16 protein-coding genes and 1 pseudogene are annotated in these 21,066 nt (G+C 67.7%); 9 read left to right on the top strand and 8 right to left on the bottom strand.

Features of this window, described 5'->3' with window-relative positions; translation table 11 throughout:
- Position 1: 1 nt before the first annotated feature.
- Positions 2-937 carry a VWA domain-containing protein gene (locus GY812_15700; GenBank protein MCP4436924.1) on the top strand — a complete coding sequence of 312 codons (936 nt, stop codon included), beginning with the start codon at positions 2-4 and terminating at the stop codon, positions 935-937.
- A gap of 10 nt (positions 938-947) precedes the next feature.
- On the opposite strand, the gene GY812_15695 is transcribed toward GY812_15700, so the two are convergent.
- Together GY812_15695 and GY812_15690 are read right to left on the bottom strand one after the other, a co-directional pair.
- Positions 948-2,501: a serine protease gene (locus tag GY812_15695; GenBank protein MCP4436923.1), complete on the bottom strand. Its 1,554-nt coding sequence runs from the start codon at positions 2,499-2,501 to the stop codon at positions 948-950.
- Positions 2,502-2,539: 38 nt separating this feature from the next.
- Positions 2,540-3,439 carry a phosphatase PAP2 family protein gene (locus GY812_15690; GenBank protein ID MCP4436922.1) on the bottom strand — a complete coding sequence of 300 codons (900 nt, stop codon included), beginning with the start codon at positions 3,437-3,439 and terminating at the stop codon, positions 2,540-2,542.
- A gap of 103 nt (positions 3,440-3,542) precedes the next feature.
- Here GY812_15690 and GY812_15685 point away from each other — a divergent pair, with 103 nt between their 5' ends.
- The 3 genes from GY812_15685 to GY812_15675 are packed head-to-tail and all read left to right on the top strand — an operon-like array spanning position 3,543 to position 6,062.
- Positions 3,543-5,105, top strand: a complete 1,563-nt coding sequence (locus GY812_15685; GenBank protein MCP4436921.1) for an AMP-binding protein — start codon at positions 3,543-3,545, stop codon at positions 5,103-5,105.
- Positions 5,106-5,163: 58 nt separating this feature from the next.
- Positions 5,164-5,931, top strand: coding sequence for an EamA family transporter (locus GY812_15680; GenBank protein ID MCP4436920.1), 768 nt, complete (start codon positions 5,164-5,166; stop codon positions 5,929-5,931).
- A gap of 29 nt (positions 5,932-5,960) precedes the next feature.
- Positions 5,961-6,062 carry a VOC family protein gene (locus GY812_15675; GenBank protein MCP4436919.1) on the top strand — a complete coding sequence of 34 codons (102 nt, stop codon included), beginning with the start codon at positions 5,961-5,963 and terminating at the stop codon, positions 6,060-6,062.
- On the opposite strand, the gene GY812_15670 is transcribed toward GY812_15675, so the two are convergent.
- Positions 6,059-6,472 carry an RpiB/LacA/LacB family sugar-phosphate isomerase gene (locus tag GY812_15670; GenBank protein ID MCP4436918.1) on the bottom strand — a complete coding sequence of 138 codons (414 nt, stop codon included), beginning with the start codon at positions 6,470-6,472 and terminating at the stop codon, positions 6,059-6,061. The two genes, GY812_15675 and GY812_15670, sit on opposite strands and share 4 nt — an antisense overlap.
- Positions 6,473-6,558: 86 nt before the next feature.
- Between GY812_15670 and GY812_15665 the strand changes: the two genes are divergently transcribed.
- Positions 6,559-9,270 (top strand): cation-translocating P-type ATPase, encoded by a 2,712-nt coding sequence (locus GY812_15665; protein MCP4436917.1) that lies wholly within the window; start codon positions 6,559-6,561, stop codon positions 9,268-9,270.
- Between the two features lie 37 nt (positions 9,271-9,307).
- Here the strand turns inward: GY812_15665 and ppk2 are convergent, their stop codons facing one another.
- Positions 9,308-10,090 (bottom strand): polyphosphate kinase 2, encoded by a 783-nt coding sequence (gene ppk2 / locus GY812_15660; protein ID MCP4436916.1) that lies wholly within the window; start codon positions 10,088-10,090, stop codon positions 9,308-9,310.
- A 115-nt stretch (positions 10,091-10,205) separates the two neighbouring features.
- Here ppk2 and GY812_15655 point away from each other — a divergent pair, with 115 nt between their 5' ends.
- Positions 10,206-11,348 (top strand): low temperature requirement protein A, encoded by a 1,143-nt coding sequence (locus GY812_15655; GenBank protein MCP4436915.1) that lies wholly within the window; start codon positions 10,206-10,208, stop codon positions 11,346-11,348.
- Positions 11,349-11,467: 119 nt separating this feature from the next.
- Here the strand turns inward: GY812_15655 and GY812_15650 are convergent, their stop codons facing one another.
- A complete protein-coding gene (locus GY812_15650; protein ID MCP4436914.1) occupies positions 11,468-13,483 on the bottom strand; it encodes an acetoacetate--CoA ligase in 2,016 nt (671 codons plus the stop codon).
- A gap of 116 nt (positions 13,484-13,599) precedes the next feature.
- Between GY812_15650 and GY812_15645 the strand changes: the two genes are divergently transcribed.
- Entirely contained in the window at positions 13,600-15,396 is a 1,797-nt protein-coding gene (locus GY812_15645) for a wax ester/triacylglycerol synthase family O-acyltransferase (GenBank protein ID MCP4436913.1), read from the top strand.
- 50 nt (positions 15,397-15,446) lie between these two features.
- Positions 15,447-17,105, top strand: a pseudogene (locus tag GY812_15640) (acyl-CoA synthetase).
- Positions 17,106-17,116: 11 nt separating this feature from the next.
- Here the strand turns inward: GY812_15640 and GY812_15635 are convergent.
- Positions 17,117-17,812: a LysE family transporter gene (locus tag GY812_15635; protein ID MCP4436912.1), complete on the bottom strand. Its 696-nt coding sequence runs from the start codon at positions 17,810-17,812 to the stop codon at positions 17,117-17,119.
- Positions 17,813-17,865: 53 nt separating this feature from the next.
- On the opposite strand from GY812_15635, the gene GY812_15630 reads away from it, so the two are divergent.
- Entirely contained in the window at positions 17,866-18,339 is a 474-nt protein-coding gene (locus tag GY812_15630) for an Lrp/AsnC family transcriptional regulator (protein ID MCP4436911.1), read from the top strand.
- A gap of 9 nt (positions 18,340-18,348) precedes the next feature.
- Here GY812_15630 and GY812_15625 read toward each other — a convergent pair whose 3' ends face one another.
- Positions 18,349-20,325 (bottom strand): ABC-F family ATP-binding cassette domain-containing protein, encoded by a 1,977-nt coding sequence (locus tag GY812_15625; protein MCP4436910.1) that lies wholly within the window; start codon positions 20,323-20,325, stop codon positions 18,349-18,351.
- Between the two features lie 48 nt (positions 20,326-20,373).
- The coding region (locus tag GY812_15620; protein MCP4436909.1) for a DMT family transporter at positions 20,374-21,066 on the bottom strand (693 nt) is incomplete at its 5' end.

Raw genomic sequence — 21,066 nt, 5'->3', positions numbered from 1 at the left:
CATGGCCGCCGACGACGAGCTGGAAGAGGCCGAAGCCGCCCGTGATGCAGTGGCCGAGGCCGGTCGACGCACAGCCTCGCGGCGCGAGCTGTCGCGCCACGAGAGCTTCGAGGAGGTGAGCCCCGAGGTGGGCATTCTCGACGAGGACGCATTCGACGAAGCCTTCGACGAGGACCCCGACGAAGCACTCGCGATGCTGGCTGACCTTGTCGGGGCCACCGACCGGCGGCTCGCCGACCTGGCCCGACAGCTAGCGGCGCGGATCATGGTCACGTTCGCCCGCGCCGGATCGCCCCGTCGCGGAATCGGTCGGCTGCGCTCGGCACCTCTTGTGGCCAACGAGGGGGACCTCGACCTCGACCGGTCGATGGACGCGCTCGCAGCAGCGCGCTTCGGTGCTGCAGCCGACCCGAACGACCTGCGGGTCACCACATGGGACCGGCCGGCGACCGCTGTTTGCCTGCTGGTCGACCGGTCGGGCTCGATGGCCGGCGACCGGCTCGCCGCTGCCGCAGTGGCTGCGGCATCGGTCGCCTACAGAGCGCCACAGGACTGCTCAGTGGTGTGCTTCAGCGACCGGTCCATCGTGGTCAAGGCACAGGACGAGACACGCGCCGTGGAAGAGGTCGTGTCAGACGTGCTGACCCTGAGGGGATTCGGCATCACCGACGTCGGCCTGGCCTTGCGAACCGCGGCCCGTCAGTTGGGGCGTTCCACTGCGGGGCGGCGCGTGGCTGTGCTGCTGTCCGACTGCAGGGCCACCACCGGGGGCGATCCGCTCCCCCATGCCGCCGGTATCGACGAGCTCGTGGTGATCGCCCCCGAGGGCGACTCAGCCGATGCCGAGGCGCTGGCCAACTCGCTGAGGGTTCGGTGGACGACCCTGGCGGGACCGTCGGACGTGCCGGGGGCGTTCGAGCGCCTGCTTGGCCGCTGAACACCCCTGTTCAGCGCACGACCAAGGCAGCCAGGGCCGTGTCCAGCACGTCGAGGTCGCCGTCTGTGCTGGCCTGGCCGGCGAACACCACGGCAGCATCCGGGTTCTGGTTGGTGGCGGCCACCAGGGCGACGCCGACCACGCCACCACCGCAGTCGAGAACCGCAGCAGGCCCGGAGAGCACGGAGTCCTCGTAGTCCTCCCGGTTCTGCTCAGCACAACCCGATCCCTCGACGAGGGCATCCAGTGCACCCGTCAGCGTTGCCACGTCGGGTGTGACCCCGTCCACGGCGATGATCTGGACACCCGGTCCGGCGTTGCCGTTGAAGGCGTCTATGGAAGGAGCCGCGACCACCGTCGGCTGGGCGGTTCCAAGCTCCAGCAGGTCCTGGGGGGAGGTGCTGATCTCCCACTCACCAGGGATCCTCGTGGCGATTCGGTCGGTGTCGTCCACGATCTCGACGAAGGCATCGGCGGGGAGCACATCGCTGCCGCCGGTGTTCTGGACCTGGTCACCGAGTTCGGCGGCGAAGGACTGGGCCGTGGTGAGCTCCTCGCCGTTGATCTCGCCCTCGAGGATCTCCTCGGTGTCGAAGCGCAGCACCCGCATCGAGACCACGTCCCCTTCCGATGAGGAGCGAAGCACGTCGCAGTACTCCTCCATGGTGCCGCTGGCGAGCGCCACACCGTTGAGGTTGGTGATGATGTCACCGGGCTGCACACCGGCCTTCTTGGCGGGGCCACCTGCGTCGACTGCGTTGACCCACACGCCCGCGATTCCGCTCTCCTCGTCGAGGACCGCGGTGCCGTTCACTCCGATGGAGAGCTCGTCTCCCTCCTTGAGCGTCTCGACCACGTCGCCGGCCAGATCGGCGTTGATCGCGTAGAACTGTTGGGTGGTGGTCTCGGCGTTGGAGAAGCTCGAGTAGTTGACGCCGACGACCATGCCGTTGTCGTCCACCAGCGGCCCACCCGAGTTGCCGGGCTGGATGTTGGCGTCGTGCTCGATCACGCTCGCGACCGAGGCCCAGCTGGACTCGCCGTCCGCGCTGGCCTTCGAAACAACTCCCTTGGTGGCGGTGTACTCGGGATCACCCAGCGGGAAGCCGAGCGCGTACACGTCGAGAGGAGGCTCGGGTGCCGTGTCGGAGATCTGCAGGTATGGCCAGGGGCCCTCGTCGTCCAGCTTGATGACCGCCAGGTCGTTGCACTCCGACACGCCCAGCACCTCGGCGGCGATATCGGTCTTCTCGCCGCCCACGTGCACCTTGAGCGAACCGGCTCCGGTGACCACGTGGTTGTTGGTGACGATGATCCCCGACGGGTCGATGATGAACCCCGATCCGGTGCCACCTCCCGAAACGACACCGACCTCGGGGTCACGGAACTCGCCCGCCGCTTCGATCTGCACCACCGCGCCCTTGGCGTCCTCCACAGAGGACACCGCACCGGAACCGCCGTCACCTCCATCTCCGCCGTCGGACTCGCTGTCACTGGTGCATGCGGCACCCAGCAGGGCCAGGGTTGCGAAGAGCACTGCGAGCGTGCGGTACGTGCGGGACATGACGACTCCTTGTCCGCACCGGCGGGGAGGCAGGTGCGCTACTCCTGACTCCATTTTCTATCGCCTTGGTGGCGGAAACCGACGGACCGGGCCGATTGGCCGGTCCCGGACGCCGGCGGGCGTCCGAGCGACCAGCCGCGCACCAACCACAGGAAGCCGACCACGATTCCGATGCCAAGCGCGTCGATCAGCGCCGAAGCGAGCACGAAACTGAGTCCGCCGAGGTTGAACGGGCTCGCGCCACCGACAAGGACCGAGGTCACGAGCCCGACCATGAGGAGTGCGAACAGGATCAGCGCCCATGCGCTCCTCGGGTCCTCGTCCCCCTCGGTTGCCCTGTCCGCGCGGCCGAGCCGGGCCAGCGCGGCCACGGCGAACGCCGCCCAACCGAGGGACACGGCGTAGCCGGCAACGGCATCGCTCGGGCGGTGCCACCCTGTCGCAACGACTCCCGTCGCCTGGAAGGTGATCCACAACGCGCCGACCACACCAGCCACCTTGCGCCATCGGACGGGCACGACCAGGAGCACCGCGAGCGCCAAGGCCGTCGAGATGGTGGTGTGGCCCGACGGAAACGAGTTCCCGGATATCCCGGCACTCTCGTGGATCAACGCCGGGCGGTCGATCACGAGCTTCTTGAGAACCTCGGTGGTCACCGTTGCTGCACCCACCACACAAGCCGCAGCCACCACCAGCAGCGCCAGGCAACCGAGGGCCAGCGAGCTGTTGGTGATCAGGCCGAGGCTCGAGGCGTTGCGCGCGATTGCGGTCAGGTCCGTCACCCGACGCGATTCGAGCACCATGTCGTCCACCGACTGGCCCCATCCGGCCTCCACGAACACGGCCCACAGCAGCGCCAGCGCGACCGCAGAGCCGGCACTGGTCCAGGCCGCATTGCGCCCGAGGCGCCTCAGGTCACTCTCTGTTCCTGCCTCCACCGGCGCGCCACGGTAGCGCGAGGTCAGGCCACCGGACTGTTGCCGCGCCGGATCGCAGTATCGTGACCGGGCGATCAGGGACCGAACCCGGGGGGTTCAGACAATGGGTGACTACGGATTCTGGCGACTCGCCGAGCGCGAACCGGATACCACCGCGCTGATCATGCACGACGGCCGCAGCATGACCCGCGGCGAATTGCTGGCCCGCTCCAACCAGCTCGTGCACGGGCTGCGCACCCAGGGTGTGGAGGCCGGCGACTCGGTCGTGGTCGTACAGCCCAACGACATCCCCATGGTCGAGGTCTACCTCGCAGCAATGCAGGCCGGGGTCCGCATCACCCCGATCAACCACCACCTCGTCGGCCCCGAGATCGCCTACATCGTCGACGACACAGAGGCGAAGGTGGCAGTCGTGCATGAGCGCTTCGCCGACCCGGTCGACGTTGCACGCAAGGAATCATCGCTCGCAGACGACCGATGGTTCGCCGTCGGCGACATCGACGGGTTCAGGTCGTGGACTGAGCTGACCGAAGGCCAACCGACCGATGCACCGCAGGGCCGCACCGCCGGGCAGGCCACCCACTACACCTCTGGCACCACAGGCCGGCCCAAGGGTGTGCGCCGGGCGATGTTCGAGATCGACCCCAACGACATGGCCGAGATGATGACGGGCCTGCAGGGCATGTTCGGGATAGTGCCCGAGGACGGCAACGTGCACATCTGCGGCTCGCCGCTGTACCACACGGCTCCCCTCATGTGGTTCGGCAGCGCCTTGCACATGGGTCACCCCGCCATCCTCATGGACCGCTGGGACTCGGAACGATTCATGGAACTCGTCGACGAACACGCGGTGACGTGGTCACACATGGTTCCCGCCCAGTTCCACCGAATCCTGGGATCGATCCCTGCGGAGAATCGGGGGCGCTACGACGTCTCGAGCCTGCGGGCGATGGTTCATGCGGCTGCACCCTGCCCCGCAGACGTGAAGCGCCAGATGATCGACTGGTGGGGCGACGCGATCTGGGAGTACTACGCCGCGACCGAGGGGGGCGGCACCTCGATCTCGGCTGCAGAGTGGACGAAGAAGCCGGGTTCGGTGGGGTTGCCATGGCCGGGAGCAGAGATCCGCGTGCTCGACGACGACCACAACGACGTGCCCACCGGCGAGGAAGGAACCGTGTACATGAGCCTCGCCCTCGCCGACTTCGAGTACAAGGGCGACAGGGACAAGACCGAGTCCAACCGTGTGGACGGGTTCTTCACCGTGGGTGACTGGGGCCTGCTCGACGACGACGGCTACCTGTTCCTCAAGGACCGACGCAGTGACCTGATCCTGTCCGGCGGGGTCAACGTCTACCCCGCCGAGATCGAGGCTGCGCTCCTGGCGATCCCGACAGTTGGCGACGCCGCCGTGTTCGGCATCCCCAACGAGGAGTGGGGCCAGGAGATCAAGGCCGTCGTGCAGCCACGCGAGTTGTCGGTCCTGGGCAGCGACGCTGCGCGGGACGAACTGCGCTCCGGGATCATGGAAGCGCTCGCCGAGTCGCTGGCGAAATTCAAGCACCCGCGCTCGATCGACCTGACCGAGCAAATGCCGCGCGACCCGTCGGGCAAGCTGTTCAAGCGCAAACTGCGCGACCCGTACTGGGAGGGTCACGACGGCTGACCACGGTCCCCTCGACCGGGTCGGCCCGGTTCCGCTGTTCCTGGTCTCCGCCACGTCGCTGTACCTGGGCGCCTCGCTGGCGGTCAGCCTCTTCGACCACATCGAGCCCGGTGGCGTGGCGTGGTGGCGACTGGTCGGGGCATCACTGATCCTGCTTGCGGTCCGGCGGCCATGGCGACGCAGTTGGACCGGGCGGCGCCTCATCGACTCGGCGCTGTTCGGCATCGCGCTGGCGGCGATGAACACGCTGTTCTACATGTCGATCGGCGAACTTCCGCTCGGCACCGCGGTTGCGATCGAGTTCATCGGCCCGATCACCGTGGGGGCCATCGGTGCGCGCACCCGGCGTGCCTGGGTGTCGCTCACTCTCGGCGCTGCCGGCGTGATGCTGCTGGCCGGAATCCAGTTCTCGGGCTCGGCGGTCGGCGTGCTCTTCGCACTGGCCGCAGCGGCCTGTTGGGCGCTGTACATACCCCTGGGCGCCCGAGTGGCCCGCAACGGCGACGGTGTGGACGGACTGGCGGTCGGGACCGCCATCGGCACGGTGGTCCTGGCCCCCCTGCTGTGGGAGTGGTCGTCGGCCGCGTTGGACAACTGGTGGTGGCTGGCCAGCGCACTGGCGGTCGGCGTGCTGTCCAACGCGGTGCCCTACGGCCTCGACCAGATCGTGCTGAGGCGCGTGAGCACCCACCAGTTCGCCGTGCTGCTCGCGATCCTGCCAGCCGCGGCGACCGTCATCGGCGCGGTGGTGCTCGCACAGGCCCCGAGCGCAGCCGAGCTGGCCGGCATCGGCCTCGTCGTAGCCGCAGTGGCCATCAGGGAATGATGCCCTGGACCGCCCGGTTGGATGCTGCGATGAAAGTCAAGCGTCTCAACCATGCGGTGCTGCGGGTCAGCGATGTGCCCCGCGCACAGGAATTCTGGACCTCTGCGCTGGGCATGGTCGAGGCCGGCTAGCCGGCCTCGACACGACCGACCGCGTCGAACTCCGACGGGTCGGGATCCGAAGCCAGGAACGTCTCCAGCATCTCCGTCGCAACCGTCGGCGAGGTGAGTCGCAGGCCGATGGCGAGCACGTTCGCATCGTTCCAGCGGCGGGACCCGGCAGCGGTATCGGCGTCCGTGCACAGCGCTGCGCGCACTCCCGGCACCTTGTTGGCAGCAATCGACACGCCGGTGCCTGTCCAGCAACAAACAACGCCGAAGTCCGCCGAACCCCCGGCCACGGCCTGACCGACCGCCCGCCCCACCTCGGGCCACTCCGGGGTGCCGTCAAGCACATCCACCACGTGGCCGTTGTCGCGCAGCCAGGCAACCGAAGCCTCGCTCGTCGTCGTCATCTCGTCGGTTCCGAATGCAATGCGCATGGAACGAAGGGTACGCGGCCCCGCCAAGTGAGAGACTCGCTGCTGCCACAAGGAACACACCGTCCTCTGACACCCGAGGGAATGCCATGAGCGTTGACACCGAACCGCCCCAGCCCCAGCCGGCCGCGGGCCACGACATGTCGCCCCACACACTCGACACGACAACCGTCGCCGCCAACCAGGCTGTCGATCCGGGCCAGGGATTGACCAAGCAGGAGGCCGCCCTGCGCCTCGGCCGGGTCGGCCCCAACGAGATCCCCAAGCAGCCACCACCCAGCTTCTGGGAGGTGGTGCTCAAGGCACTGCGCGACCCGATGAACATGATGCTGGTCGCGGTTGCCGTTGCCAGCATCCTCATCGGCCAGGTGTCCACCGGGATACTCGTGGCGGTACTCGTGACCCTCAACGTGGTCATGGCGGCCAACCAGGAGCTCAAGGCGAAGGCCACCGTGAACGCCCTGGAGGACATGCAGGTGCCAAGCGCCCGCGTGCTTCGCGGCGGATCACTTGTCGAGGTGCCTGCGCGGGACCTCGTTCCCGGCGACATCGTGAACGTGGAGGCCGGCGACCTGGTGCCCGCGGATGGCCGGATCATCGCGTCGGCCACCCTCGAGGTGCAGGAGGCGGCGCTGACCGGCGAGAGCGCTCCCGTGGCCAAGGACGTGGAGACGCTGTCGGCAGACGTCGCCCTGGGTGACCGCACCAACATGCTGTTCCAGAACACGGCCATCAGCCGTGGCACCGCCACGATCATCGTGACGGGCACCGGTGCCGACACCGAGATGGGCCACATCGCCGGGATGCTGTCCGACGTCGAAGTCGGTCTCTCACCGCTGCAGACGGAACTGAACAACCTCACCAAGTGGATAGGCCTCGTGGCATGGGGTGCCGTCGCCGTGATCGTGATCATCGGCCTGTTCAGGGGCCTGGAACTGGAGGACCTGATCCTGCTCGCGATCGTGGTCGCCATTTCGGCGATCCCGAGCGGCATGCCCACCTTCGTGCAGTTGATGCTGTCCTCCGGCGCGCGACGGCTCGCCGAGTCCAAGGCCGTGGTCAAGAACCTCACCGATGTGGAGACTCTCGGATCCACCTCCGCCATCAACAGCGACAAGACCGGCACACTTACGCTCAACCAGATGACCGCCAGGCGGATGCTCACCGATGGCCGCTGGTACAGCATCGAGGGAGGCGGCTATGAGAAGTCGGGGGCGATCCTGGCTGCGGCCGGCGACGAGGCCCACGATTTCGAGAACCTCGGGCTCGGCCTGTGCCTGTGCAGTGACGCAACGGTGTCCGACGCCGGCGAGGTGATCGGTGACCCGACCGAGGCGGCGCTGGTGGTGCTGGCCGCCAAGGCGGGAGTGGACGCAGAGATCACCAGGCGGGAGCATCCGCGCATCGCGGAGGTGCCGTTCGACTCTGCCTACAAGTTCATGGCCACCTTCCACGAGAACCCGCTGGAGGAGGGTGATTCCGTGCTGGAACTGGTCAAGGGTGCACCCGATGTGGTGCTCGCACGGTGCTCCGAGGTGTTGTGGCGCGATGAGATCGTGCCGATCGAGCAGGTCCGCGACGAGCTCCTGGCAGCCAATCAGGAGCTTTCCGAGAAGGGGCTGCGGGTGCTGTCGTTCGCTGTGCGGAAGTTCGAACACGATCCGACCACGGGCGACGTCGATCCGATGGACCTGGTCGCCGACCTCGTGTTCGTGTCGCTCGTGGGCATCATCGATCCGCTGCGCCCATCGGCCAAGCACGCAGTCGAGGTCGCGCATCGTGCGGGCATTGAGGTCCGCATGATCACCGGCGACCACGCCGTGACTGCCCAGGCAATAGCGGCCGACCTGGGCCTCGGCGAGGGAGTCACCACCGGCCCCGAGTTCCAGAAGATGACCGACGCAGAGCTGACCGCAGCCGTGCCGCACCTGCACGTGTTCGGGCGCGTGGCCCCGAGGGACAAGCTCCGGCTCGTGGCGAGCATGCAGGAGAGCGGCGAAGTGGTCGCCATGACCGGAGATGCAGTCAACGACGCCGCGGCACTCAAGAAGGCCGACATCGGCGTGGCCATGGGAAGCGGAAGCGAGGTCACGAAGCAGGCCGCGCGCATGATCCTCACCGACGACAACTTCTCGACACTGGTGAAGGCCGTGCGGCTGGGCCGTGACATCTACGAGAAGATCTCGACCTACCTGCGCTACCAGCTCACCGGCCTCTTCGGTGTGCTGTTGCTGATGCTCATAGCCACTGCGTTCAACATCAACAGTGGTGTCGCCCTCACGCCCGGGATGCTGCTGTACATCAGCCTGATCGTGGCGGTGTGGGCGGTGCTGGCGATCATGACCGACGTGGAGGATCCGTCATTGATGGACCAGTTGCCCCGCGACCCGACGGCGCTCATCTTCAACCGCCACACCGGGTTGCGGTGGTTTGCGATCGGCCTGGTGACCGCCCTTGCGTGTGTGGTGCCGCTCGTGTGGGGTCCCGACGAGCCGAAGGTCGACGCCCCCTCGATCGCGATGACGATGGCGTTCGCCGTTGCAGCGCTCGCCGGAGTGCCGCTGGCCCTGGTGCAGCGGCGTGATCCCACACCGGTGTGGACGGGGCCGTTCTGGCCCTACGTCGGGTGGCTCGGCATCTCCGCTGCTCTCACCTGGCTGGCCGTCGAGCTGCCGCTGCTGCAGCGGTGGCTCGACACGACGACCCTCACCGGCATGCAGTGGCTCGCTGTGATCGGCCTCACGCTGGCGTCGTCGGTGATCGCCGAGGCCGACAAGGCCCTCCGCCGACACCGATCCTGACGCCACCCACCGGAGCACCACTCGCGGGTGCGAACAGTCAGGAGTAGTGGTCGGGGATGAAGTTGAACTCGACGTCGGCGGGTAGCTCGTAGTCGCTGTCGCGGGACCTTGGTGGCAACTCGACCGGAGGGCCGGTCAGGTCTTCATAGGGAATCTGGTCGAGCAGGTGGCGGATCACGTTGAGCCGTGCGTTGCGCTTGGTGTTGGCATCGACCACATGCCATGGCGCCCACTCCGTGTCGGTGTGGCGCAGCATGTTGTCGCGCGCCTTCGAGTAGTCCACCCACTTGTCCCAGGACGCCACGTCCATCGGCGACAGCTTCCAGACCTTGCGGGGATCGTCGATGCGGCTACGGAACCGGCGCTCCTGTTCCTCGTCGTTGATGTGGAGCCAGTACTTGATGAGGATGATGCCGTCGTCCACCATGGCGTGCTCGAAGCCGGGGCAGATGGTGAGGAACCTCTCGTACTCCTCATCGGTGCAGAAGCCCATCACCCGCTCGACGCCGAGACGGTTGTACCAACTCCGGTCGAACAGGACCATCTCCCCCGCCGCCGGCATGTGTGCCATGTAGCGCTGAAGGTAGAACTCCGTCTTCTCGCGCTCCGTCGGTGCCGGGAGTGCGACCGTGCGGAACACCCTTGGGCTGGTGCGGTTGGTGATCCGCTTGATCGTGCCGCCCTTGCCGGCGGAGTCGCGTCCCTCGAACACGACCACGATCCTCAGGCCCTCGGCCTTGATCCACTCCTGGAGCTTCACCAGCTCGACCTCGAGCCTCTCCAGTTCCTTCTCGTATGCCTTGCGCTTCAGCTTCGGCATGGCTTACCTCGCCTTTCGTGCCAGGGAGCTGTCTACTTCATTGCTGCCGCCTCGCGACGCCGGTGGTCCAGGAACTGTGCTGCGCCACACGGCCGACCTACGTAGGGTGCGGGCCATGAAGGGCATCATCCTCCCCGAGCGAACCGAGGACTTCACGGCAGATCCAGTCGAGCTGTTCTTCGACCTCGCCTACGTGTTCGCGTTCTCACAGATCGTTTCCACGCTCATCAACGACCCGACATGGAGCGGTGTGGGCGAGGCGGCGCTTGTGTTCGCGCTGCTGTGGCTGCCTTGGCAGCAGCTCACCTGGGCGGCCAATGCCGTGTCCGGCAACGGACGCCGGGTCAGACTCATCTTCCTGGCGGCCACGGTCGCCAGCGTGCCGATGGCCGCCGCAACCTCCGATGCGCTGGGCGACAGCGGCACGGTGTTCGCAGTCTCGCTCGCAGCGATCATGTGCCTCGGCTTTGCCATCCAGTCCCTCGTGACCGGGATGACCGCAGAGCATCGCTCCTCCGCGGTGGCCTGGATACTGCCCAACGTCGCCGCGATCGTCGTACTGGTCGTGGGCTCCACCTTCGACGGCAACGCCCGGCTCACGCTCTGGCTGGTCGCGGCGCTGATCGTGCTCGGTGCGATGGTCCTTGCCGGCCGGGGCCAGTGGCTCGTACGCGTCGGCCACATGGCCGAACGCCACGGACTGATCGTGATCATCGCCCTGGGCGAGGTGATCGTGGCCATCGGGTTGCCGGTGCTCGCGAACCTCCAGGCCGGCGAGGGCCTGCCGGGCCCAACCCTGGCCGCACTGATCGCATCCGGCGTGTTCGCCTGCATGTTGTGGTGGGGCTATTTCGACCGGCCGAGTCCGGCCCTCGAGCACTACGGCGACGAACTGGAGGGCGACAACGCGCGTGGCCGCTGGGTGCGCGACGTCTACACCTGGGCGCACGCTCCGATCGTGGCGGGCATCATCGTGTCGGCCGCCGCACTCGAGGAGATGGCACTGCACCCGAGCGACCCGGTGCCGGCGAGCTTCAGGATGATGTTGCTGGGCGGGCTGGCGTTGTTCGCCCTCGGAATCTCCGCGGCAGTGTGGCGAACATTCCGGGCCGTTGCACGCGAGCGGGTCCTCAGCGCAGTGGCGATCGCCGCGCTTCTCGTGTTCGGCAGTTCGATCGACGCCGTGGTCCTGCTCATCGCCGTGGTCGCCATCATGGCGTTCACCCTCGTGGTGGAGCACCAGAGGATCGAGAAGTGACCGATCCACGGCGGGCCGACCGCCCGGGCTGATCCTCGAGGCGTTTCGTTGGTGCTGAATCACGCTGAGCGTGATTCAGCACCAACGAAACCACCGAGCTCCGGACTGGCCGGACGGGCTCAGTCGAAGAGCGGCGCGATGGCGTCGAGGGACTCCGGGTTGGCGAGGGCGGAGGTGTTGCGGACATCCCGACCGTTGACCCTGTCCGACACTGCCAGCTCCGCCAGCTTCCCCGAACGCGTTCGCGGCAGATCCTCCACCGCCAGCACCAACGCAGGCACGTGCCGCGGCGTGCATCCGGTGCGGATGCGGGTCTTGATGTCGGCGACCATCTCGTCGCCCAACTCGGCCCCCTCCACCAGACGCACCAACAACGAGATCTCCACGTCGCCGTCAACCTCCTTGCCGAACACCAGGGACTCCAGCACCTCTGGCACCTGCTCTACCTGGCGATAGATCTCCGCGGTTCCGATACGCACACCGCCCGGGTTCAGCGTGGTGTCCGAGCGGCCGTGGATGACCATGCCCCCGTGGTCGGTCCACGAGGCAAAGTCACCGTGGGCCCACACATCCGGGAACCGCTCGAAGTAGGCCGAGCGGTACCGCGGACCGAGCTCCCCCAGCGGGCCGTCGCCCCAGAAGCCCAGCGGAGTGGAGGGAAACGGCGCGGTGCAGACGAGTTCGCCCCGCTCCCCCGGCGGGACCGGCTTGCCGTCGACGTCCCACACGTCGACCGCCATGCCGAGCGCGGGAGCCTGGATCTCACCGGGGTAGACGGGCCGGGTCGGGTCACCGCCCACGAAGCACCCACACAGGTCGGTTCCTCCGGAGATCGAAGCCAGGTGGAGTCCTCCATCCGCGCAGCCTGGAGCGACTGCGTCGTAGATCCATGCGAACATTTCCGGCGACAGGGGCGACCCGGTAGACGCGATGGTGCGCAGCGCGGAGAGGTCGACGGCCTCGGCGGGCACATAGCCGGCCTTGGCCACTGCGTCGATGTACTTGGCCGACACGCCGAGGAAGGTGAGTGCCTCCGACTCGGCCAGCTCCCACAGCCGGGCGGGGCCGGGATGGAACGGGTTGCCCTCGAACAGGACCGCTGTCGCGCCGGAGGCAGGCACCGAAGCGAGCCAGTTCCACATCATCCAGCCACAGGTCGTGAAGTAGCAGACGCGGTCGCCAGGGCCGATGTCGCTGTGCAGTTGGTGCTCCTTGAGGTGCTGCAACAACACCCCACCGGTGCGGTGCACGATGCACTTCGGCACGCCCGTGGTGCCGGAACTGAAGAGCACGTACCACGGGTGGTCAAAGGGCAGATCGGCAAACTCGGGGGCTGTGCCCTCGTGGGGTGCCACCCATGCACCGAAGTCGACCGGAGTGCCGAACTCCTGGAGCGCGGACAGGTCCGGTGCCGGGTCGAGGAAGCCGAGCACGACCGTACGCCTCAGGCTGGGCAGGCCTGCCATGATCTCGGCCAGCTGCGGCCGGCGGTCGAAGTGCTTGGCGCCGTACGTGTAGCCGTCGGCGGCAACCAGCACGGTCGGCTCGATCTGGGTGAACCGGTCGAGCACCCCGTCGACGCCGAAGTCGGGAGACGTGGAGCTGAACACGGCGCCGATCGAGGCCGCTGCGAGCATGACCAGCATCGCCACGTCGGTGTTGGGAAGCCACACGGCCACCCTGTCTCCCGGTCCGACGCCCTCGGCTCGCAGCGCTGCCGCGATCGCGCCCACTTCTGCGGTCGCCTCGGCACGGCTGAGCTCGCGGCGCCGGCCCCGCTCATCGAGCGACACCAGCATCACCGAGTCGGGGTCGACCACCGAAGCACCGGCCGCACCCTCGAGGATCAGGCGGGCCACGTTCAGGCGCTCCTCGGGAAACCATGAGGTCGCGAACGCGCCGCTCCCACCCACCGTCAATGCCGGTCCGCGGCGCTGGACCGAGGACACCAGGCCATCGAACAGACGGCCCCAGAACTCCTCCGGTGACTCGACCGACCACCGGTGCAGCGACGCGGGGTCATCCAGGTCGTGGCGGAGTTCGGCCGCGGCGGACCGGCGGAACCTGTCCATCGCCGTCGCGGCGGTGCGCTCCGCAGACGGGGTCCACAGTGGGTCGAGCTTCGATTCGGGCATCGCCGGAAGTCTGGCCGAACGCGCAGTTGCCGACAATCCGCCTGCGTCGGGGCCCGCGACCCCGCCGTGCGGGTTCCGCTGGACGCGACCCCACCGACATGGGCGACAATGGCCTCATGGAACGCCTCACAGGCATGGACGCCGCCTTCTTGTACCTGGAGACCCACGAGGCGCACATGCACGTCGCCATGACGGGCATCTACGACGTGTCCACAATGCAGGGCGGCTACAGCTTCGGCGCGATCAAGGAACACATCCGCCAGCGGCTGCACCTCGTGCCCCCGTTCCGGCGGCGGCTCGTGCAGGTGCCGTTCCAGTTCCACCACCCCGTCTGGGTCGAGGACCCCAACTTCAATCTCGACTACCACGTTCGCCGCATCGGATGCCCCTCACCTGGCGGTCGACGGGAGCTGGGCGAGGTCGCGGCCCAGATCGCCTCGATCCCCCTCGACCGCAACCGCCCCCTGTGGGAGGCCTGGGTCATCGAGGGCCTGAAGCAGGACAGGGTCGGCTTCGTGGTCAAGGTGCACCACGCAGCGATCGACGGAGCATCCGGCGCCGAGATCATGACCGAGCTCTACGACCTCTCCCCCGACGGCCGCGACGACATCGAGCCGGTCCCAGAAGTCGAGCCCGAGCACATCCCGACCGACCAGGAGCTGCTCACATACGCCGCCATCTCGAAGATCCGCAGGCTCGGCGACTCGTTCGGGTTGGCCAAGCGCACTATCAGCGGCATCTCGGAGCTGATCACCGCAGCCCGCGACCCGGAGGCCAACCACGGTGCCGTGCCGCTCGGGGCGCCGCGTGCGCCCTGGAACCACACGATCGGACCACACCGCACCGTGTCGTTCGCTCGGCTGCCCCTGGACCAGGCCAAGGCGGTCAAGGACGCGCTCGGCGTGAAGATGAACGACGTCATCCTGGCGGTGTGCGCCGGCACGTTGCGCAACTACCTGACAGCACGCGGAGAGCTGCCGGACGAACCACTGGTCGCAACATGCCCCGTGTCGGTTCGCGTGGATGACGAACGAGGCGCGCTGGGCAACAAGGTCTCCGCGATGTTCGCCGGCCTGCCGACCAACATCGACGACCCGGCCGAGAGGCTGGCCGCGATCGCGGAATCCACACATGGCGCCAAACAGGACCACGACATGGTCGGAGCCCGCACGCTCACCGACTGGGCCGAGTGGTCGGCGCCACGCACGTTCGGACTCGCCTCGAGGCTGTACGGCTCGATGCACCTGGCGGACTCGATCGCGCCGGTGCAGAACCTGGTGATCTCCAACGTGCCCGGTCCGCCGTTCCCGCTCTACCTGGCGGGAGCGGAACTGGTGGCCGCCTACCCGATGGGGCCGATCATGGACGGGGCCGGGCTCAACATCACCGTGCTGTCCTACCGCGACCACATCGACATCGGCTTCATGGCCGACCGCGACCTCGTGCCCGACGTATGGGACGTGGCAGCTGCGGTCGATCCCGCGTTCGAGGAGATCCTGGCGCTGGCCGAGCAGAAGGACCCGACAGTCACGAAGACCGCCGCACCGGTCACGGCAACGTCCAAGGCGGCCAGGAAGGCGAAGCGTTCGAGCGGCAAGAAGGCCGGCACGAAGGCTGGCGGATCCAAGGGCAACGGCTCGAAGGGCAATGGCTCAAAGGGCAATCGCTCGAAAGGAGATGGCTCGAAAGGCAACCGCTCGAAAGGCAACGGCTCAAAGGGCGATCGCTCGAAAGGCGACGGCTCGAAGGTAAAGAGCGCCTCCAAGGCCGAAGCGGCCAAGTCGAAGGGAGCGGGCAAGTCGAGAGCCAAGTCCGGTTCGAAGTCGAAGAAGCCGCCCAAGGACACCCCAACCGAGATCGACATTCGCGCCGCGGCGGGCGTCGTCGGCGACAGCACCTCCCCCCGCAGCTGAATCCGCCTCGGGCCCGAGGCGGCCGGCACGAGATGAACGCGAACTGCAACCTGTTCTAGTTTGTCCCCGTGGCATACAACTTCGCTGACCTCTTCGAGCACACGGCCGACGCAGTCCCCGAGCGCGCCGCCCTCATCTACGACGGCACGGCGTGGTCGTTCTCCGAACTCGACGCCCGCGCAAACCGGATAGGCCACTGGCTCGCCGACCATGGCGTGTCCCCCGGCGACCACGTCGGCATCTACGCCATGAATTCCGAACAGTGGATCTCGGCGATGCTGGGCACGCTGAAGGTGCGGGCGGTGCCGATCAACATCAACTACCGCTACGTCGAGGCGGAGCTCGCCTACCTGATCGACAACTCCGACTGCGTTGCCTGCGTGTTCGACGAGGAGTACGCCCCCAGGCTGGCGGCGGTGTCCGACGAGTCGCCCAGGCTCAAGACCTTCGTGCACATCGAGGACCCCGGGTCCGACACGCCCGAGCTGACCGAGTCGCTGGACAAGCTCGGCTCGGTGGCATTCGAGGACGCATGCGCCGAGGGATCGCCCGAGCGTGGTTTCCCGGAACGCTCCGGCGACGACATCTACATCATCTACACCGGCGGGACGACGGGAATGCCCAAGGGCGTCATGTGGCGCAGCGAGGACATCTTCTTCGCGCTCGGTCAGGGCATCGACGCCCTGACCAACGAGAAGGTCGCCTCCGAGTACTCGAGGGCCGAGGAGGCCGCTGCAAGCGAGTCGGGCCTCGTGTTCTGCGTGATCCCGCCGCTGATGCACGGCGCGGCGCAGATCGCCACGTTCAGCCAGTGGTTCATCGGCTCCACGATCGTGCTGCTGCGCAGGTTCGACGCCGAGACCGTGTGGGAGTCGGTGCACAACGACGGTCTCAACTCGATGATCATCACCGGCGACGCCATCGCCCGACCGATGATCGAGGCGCTCGACGCCAACCCGGGGCGCTGGAACACCGACAGCCTCATCTCACTGTCGAGCTCCGCAGCCCTGTTCAGCCAGTCGGTGAAGGACCGCTTCCTCGACTACTTCCCCAACCTGATCATCACGGACTCCATCGGCTCCACCGAGTCGGGCTTCCAGGGCATCACCTACGCAGCCAAGGGGGCGAAGATCGAGGGCGGCGGGCCCACCGTGGCTCCCGGCCGCGACGTAGCCATCCTGGATGACGACCTCGCGCTGATCCCCGAGGGCGACGACCGCATCGGACGCCTCGGCCGCCGGGGCAACCTGCCGCTCGGCTACTACAACGATCCGAAGAAGACCGCCGAGACCTTCGTGGAGGCCGCCGACGGCAACCGGTACGCGATCGCCGGCGACTTCGGCAAGTGGGCCGACGGCAACATCGTGATGCTCGGGCGCGGCACCGTGTCGATCAACTCCGGTGGCGAGAAGATCTTCCCCGAGGAAGTCGAGCAGGCCGTGAAGTCACACCCGGCTGTGTTCGACTGCCTGGTGGTCGGCGTGCCCGACGACCGTTGGGGCCAGCGCGTCGCTGCGATCGTTCAGTGGCGCGAGGGGGAGTCTGCCGACGTCGACTCGATCGGCGAACACGCCCGCACCCACGTAGCCGGCTACAAGGTGCCCCGCGAGCTGCACGAGGTCGACGAGATCCAGCGCTCACCCTCGGGCAAGCCTGACTACCCGTGGGCGAAGAAGCTGGCGGAGTCCGGCGACCACAAGGTCGGCTGAGGTCGGCTGACTCAGGCGAACGCGAACCACCCGGCCATCGCCACGATCAGCACCGCGCCTGCCATCCGGAGACGGATGGTGGCCCGCTCACTCAGCACCGCCCCAAGCCCCTGACCCAGGGCCAGGAACAGGAAGCTGACCGACATCGACGCCATGACCATTCCGAGCACCCACCCCGGAGTGCCCACGCCTTCGGCACCGCTGAGCACGATGGACGTGAACACCACGATCGTGATCGGGTTGAGTGCCGTGACGACGAAGAACCGAGCTGCCATCGACAGTTGACCGCGCAGCGCTGCCTCGGTGGGCAGGTCGCCACCCTTCATCGATACCGAACCGCGCTCGCCCGCAACACGCGCACGGGCCCCGGGAGGCTCGGCCTGGGCGCTTTCGGCGGGCGGGCCCTTCCTTGCCAGGTCAGCCGCGGCGTCACGCCACAGCCTCCAGGCCAGCACCCCGAGCACGCCGATGCCCGCGATGCGCATCAGCGGCTCCACCGGAGCCAGCACGCTTGCAGCGGCCGCGCCGGCCATGGCGGCAGCCGACGCGAACACGAGATCGACTGCGGACACTCCGAACGCTGCCGGCGCACCCGCGCGGACACCCTTGGTCATGCCCTGTTCGATGAGCAGAAGGGCGACCGGTCCGACCACGATCATCACGGGAATCCCCGTGGCCAGGCCCAGAAATACATGCGACATCTCCATATGGCCGAGTATGCCGATGTGGAGACCTTGTTTCAGAGGGTATTGTGAGTCATATGATCGACATCGCACTGGATTCCCCGGCCATGGATGATCTCGACCATGTGATCCTCGGTGAGCTCCGCTCCGAGGGGCGGCTCACGTGGCGCGATCTCGGTGAGCGCATCGGGTTGAGCGCCACGGCGACCGCCGATCGCGTCAGGCGTCTCGAGACCTCGGGCGTGATCCGCGGCTACAGCGCGGAGATCGACCTGGCGACGCTCGGTGTGGGGCTGCGCGCGATCACGGAGATCAGGCTCTCTCGTTCGGTCGACCCCGGACCATTCGAACGCATGCTGGCCGCGGCGCCAGAGGTGCAATCGGCCATGCACGTCACCGGCTCACACGACTACGTGCTCATGCTGGCATGCGCGGACGTACCCACCCTCGACCGACTGCTCATGCAGTGGCGTGACTCAGGTGGGGTCGAGGAGTCCCAGACGCGGATAATCCTGCGCGAGATCGACCTGACCGGCGACGAGCCGACCTGACCGACCGGCTCAGCCGCCTGCCGACTCGAGTTCCTCCTGGGCCTCGAGCCACTCGGCCATGAGAACCTCGGACTTCGCCTTCGCGTCGTCGTGCTCGTCGGACAACGCCCTCACCTTCTGGTGGTCGTCGTAGATGTCGGGGTCGGCCAGGGCCGTTCCGAGCCGCTCAACCTCGGCCTCGGCCTTGGTCACCTGGCGCTCCAGGCGCTGGACCCGCTTGCGCACCTCGCGCGTCTCAGCAGCCGAGCGCTCCCGTGCCCGGGCCTCCCGACGACGCACATCGGCACGGTTCTCCCGCCGAGCACCGCTCCCAGCGGACGAGCCGCCCGCGGGTCCGCCGGCCGTCGCCGGCGCAGCAGCAGCCGTGGTACCGCTGGGTGCGAGCAGTTCCTCGTCGACTCCGTCGTGCATCACCGCCCGGCCGTGCTTGACCACGACCAGGCCATCGGCGACCTCGCGGATCAGGTAGCGGTCATGGGTGACCAGCAGGATCGTGCCCGGGTACGCGATCAGGGCGTCCTCGAGCACGTCGCAACTCGGCAGGTCGAGGTGGTTGGTCGGCTCGTCGAGCACAAGCAGGTTCACGGGGTCGACCATGATGCGGGCAAGCGCCAACCTCGTGCGCTCGCCACCGGAGAGATCCCCGACCTTGCGGTCGACCGCTTCGCCTGAGAATCCGAAGCCACCGAGCACGGTGCGCAGGTTGCGGCCATGTTGCTCCCCCACCGTTGCGCGCAACTCCTCGAGCACCGTGCGGTCGAATCGAAGGCTGTCGACCTGATGCTGGGTGAAGTGGGCGACATCCACGTTGGCCCCGAGCCCGGCGGTGCCACCGTCCGGTGCCAGCTCGCCCAGGATCATGCGCAGCAGCGTTGTCTTGCCCGCACCGTTGGGCCCGATCAGGGCGAGCTTTCGTCCGCGCTCCACCACCATGTCCACACCGGACAGCACGGGCTGGCCATCGAAGCCCACAGTCGCGTCATCGACCTCGATGACAACCCGTGAACTGCGCTGCGGCTTGGGGAACGCGAAGTTGGCCGCCTGCTCGGCGCGATCCGGCACCTGGATCCGATCCAGCTTGTCGAGCATCTTCACGCGGCTCTGCACCTGGCGGGCCTTGCTCGCCTTGTAGCGAAACCGCTCGATGAAGCGCTCCACCTCGGCCACCTTGGCCTGCTGGCTGGCCTGGGCCGCCATCAGTCCGGCCAGACGCTCCTCGCGCTGAACGACGAACTCGGCAAAACCGCCCACGTACTCGAGCGCATGGCCGTTGGACACCTCTATGACCCGCTCCGCCACCGCATCGATGAAGTCGCGGTCGTGGGACACGAACAGGATCGCCCCCGGCCAATCAGCGAGGTAACGCGCGGGCCAAGCGACGGACTCCACGACGAGATGGTTGGTCGGCTCGTCGAGCACGAGGAGGTCAGGCGCCGACAGCATGAGGCGGGCCAGCGCCACGCGCATCCGCCAGCCGCCCGACAGATCGCGCACCGCGCGGTCCATGTCCGCGGAGGTGAACCCGAGGCCCGCCAGCACGCGCCTCGCCTCGGCCTCGAGTCCGTAGCCGCCCAAGGTCTCGAAACGATGCTGCGCTTCGCCGTACGCGGCGAGCGCCTGTTCATAGGCCTCGGCGTCCTCCTGGTCACCGCCGGGAGCCGTCGGTGCGACGTCGGCTGCCAATCGGGTCAGCTGTTCCTCCAGCTCGGTCACATGCGCGACCGCGCGCATGACCTCCTCGATCACCGTGCCGTCGACCTGCTCGGCCAACTCCTGGGGCAGGTAGCCGATCCGGGTGCCACGCGCCGCGTGCACCTCGCCCGCGTCGGCATCCTGGTCACCCACGATGATCTCGAGGATCGTGGTCTTGCCGACACCGTTGCCGCCCACGAGCGCGACGCGACGCCCGGGCATGAGCCGGAAGGTGACGTCTTCGAAGAGCGTCCGGCCGCCGTGTGACTTCGACAGGCCCGAAACAGTGATCACAGTGGGTCGAGGGTACTCAGGCTCCGGCCGTGCCCCGAATGCGCGCCCTCAGGGGTGCACCACTTCGGCGGGCCCGGCCTCGCGCCGGATACCCACCGTTGCGGCGGCGACGAGCACTGCGAGGGCACCCGCCATGCCGAGCAGCCCGAGCTGCTCGCCGTAGAAGGCCACCCCGATGGCCGCCGCCAGCACCGGCTCGATCATCGCCACCACGACGGCGCGTGCAGACCCGGTGCGGGTGATGCCGATTCCGAACAACAGGTAGGGCAGGTATGTGCACCCGAACCCGAGAAGGGCGAGCCATCCCAGCATCGCCGCAGTGGGCATCGCGATGCCCACCGCTGCTGCGAGCACGATTCCACCGGCCGGCAGCACCAGTGCGTACACCAACGTTGCACCCAACCGGTCGAACAGTCGCCGCCCGAGGATGTAGTAGCTCGAATAGCTGAGCCCCGACACGAGCCCCCACGTGACCGACACCGCGGTGACGTTCACCGTGCCGCCGGCAGACGCGACGAGAGCAACCACGCCCAACACCGACACGCCCGCCGCCACGATCAACGGCGGAGCGAGGCGCTCGCCGAGAAAGACCGCCGCCGCGAGAATCACCCAGATCGGCGCCGTGTAGAGCAGCACGTAGGCGAGCGAGATGCCGCCGGTGTCGACTGCCAGGGGCAACGACACGTAGAACACGACGACCCCGATGACGGCGAAACCGACAAGGGGCAACCATGCGGCCCT

This window comes from Actinomycetes bacterium, assembly GCA_024222295.1.
GTDB lineage: Bacteria > Actinomycetota > Acidimicrobiia > Acidimicrobiales > Microtrichaceae > JAAEPF01.
The sequence above is the reverse complement of the archived record's forward strand: the minus strand, read 5'-3'. Positions and strand labels throughout refer to the sequence as shown.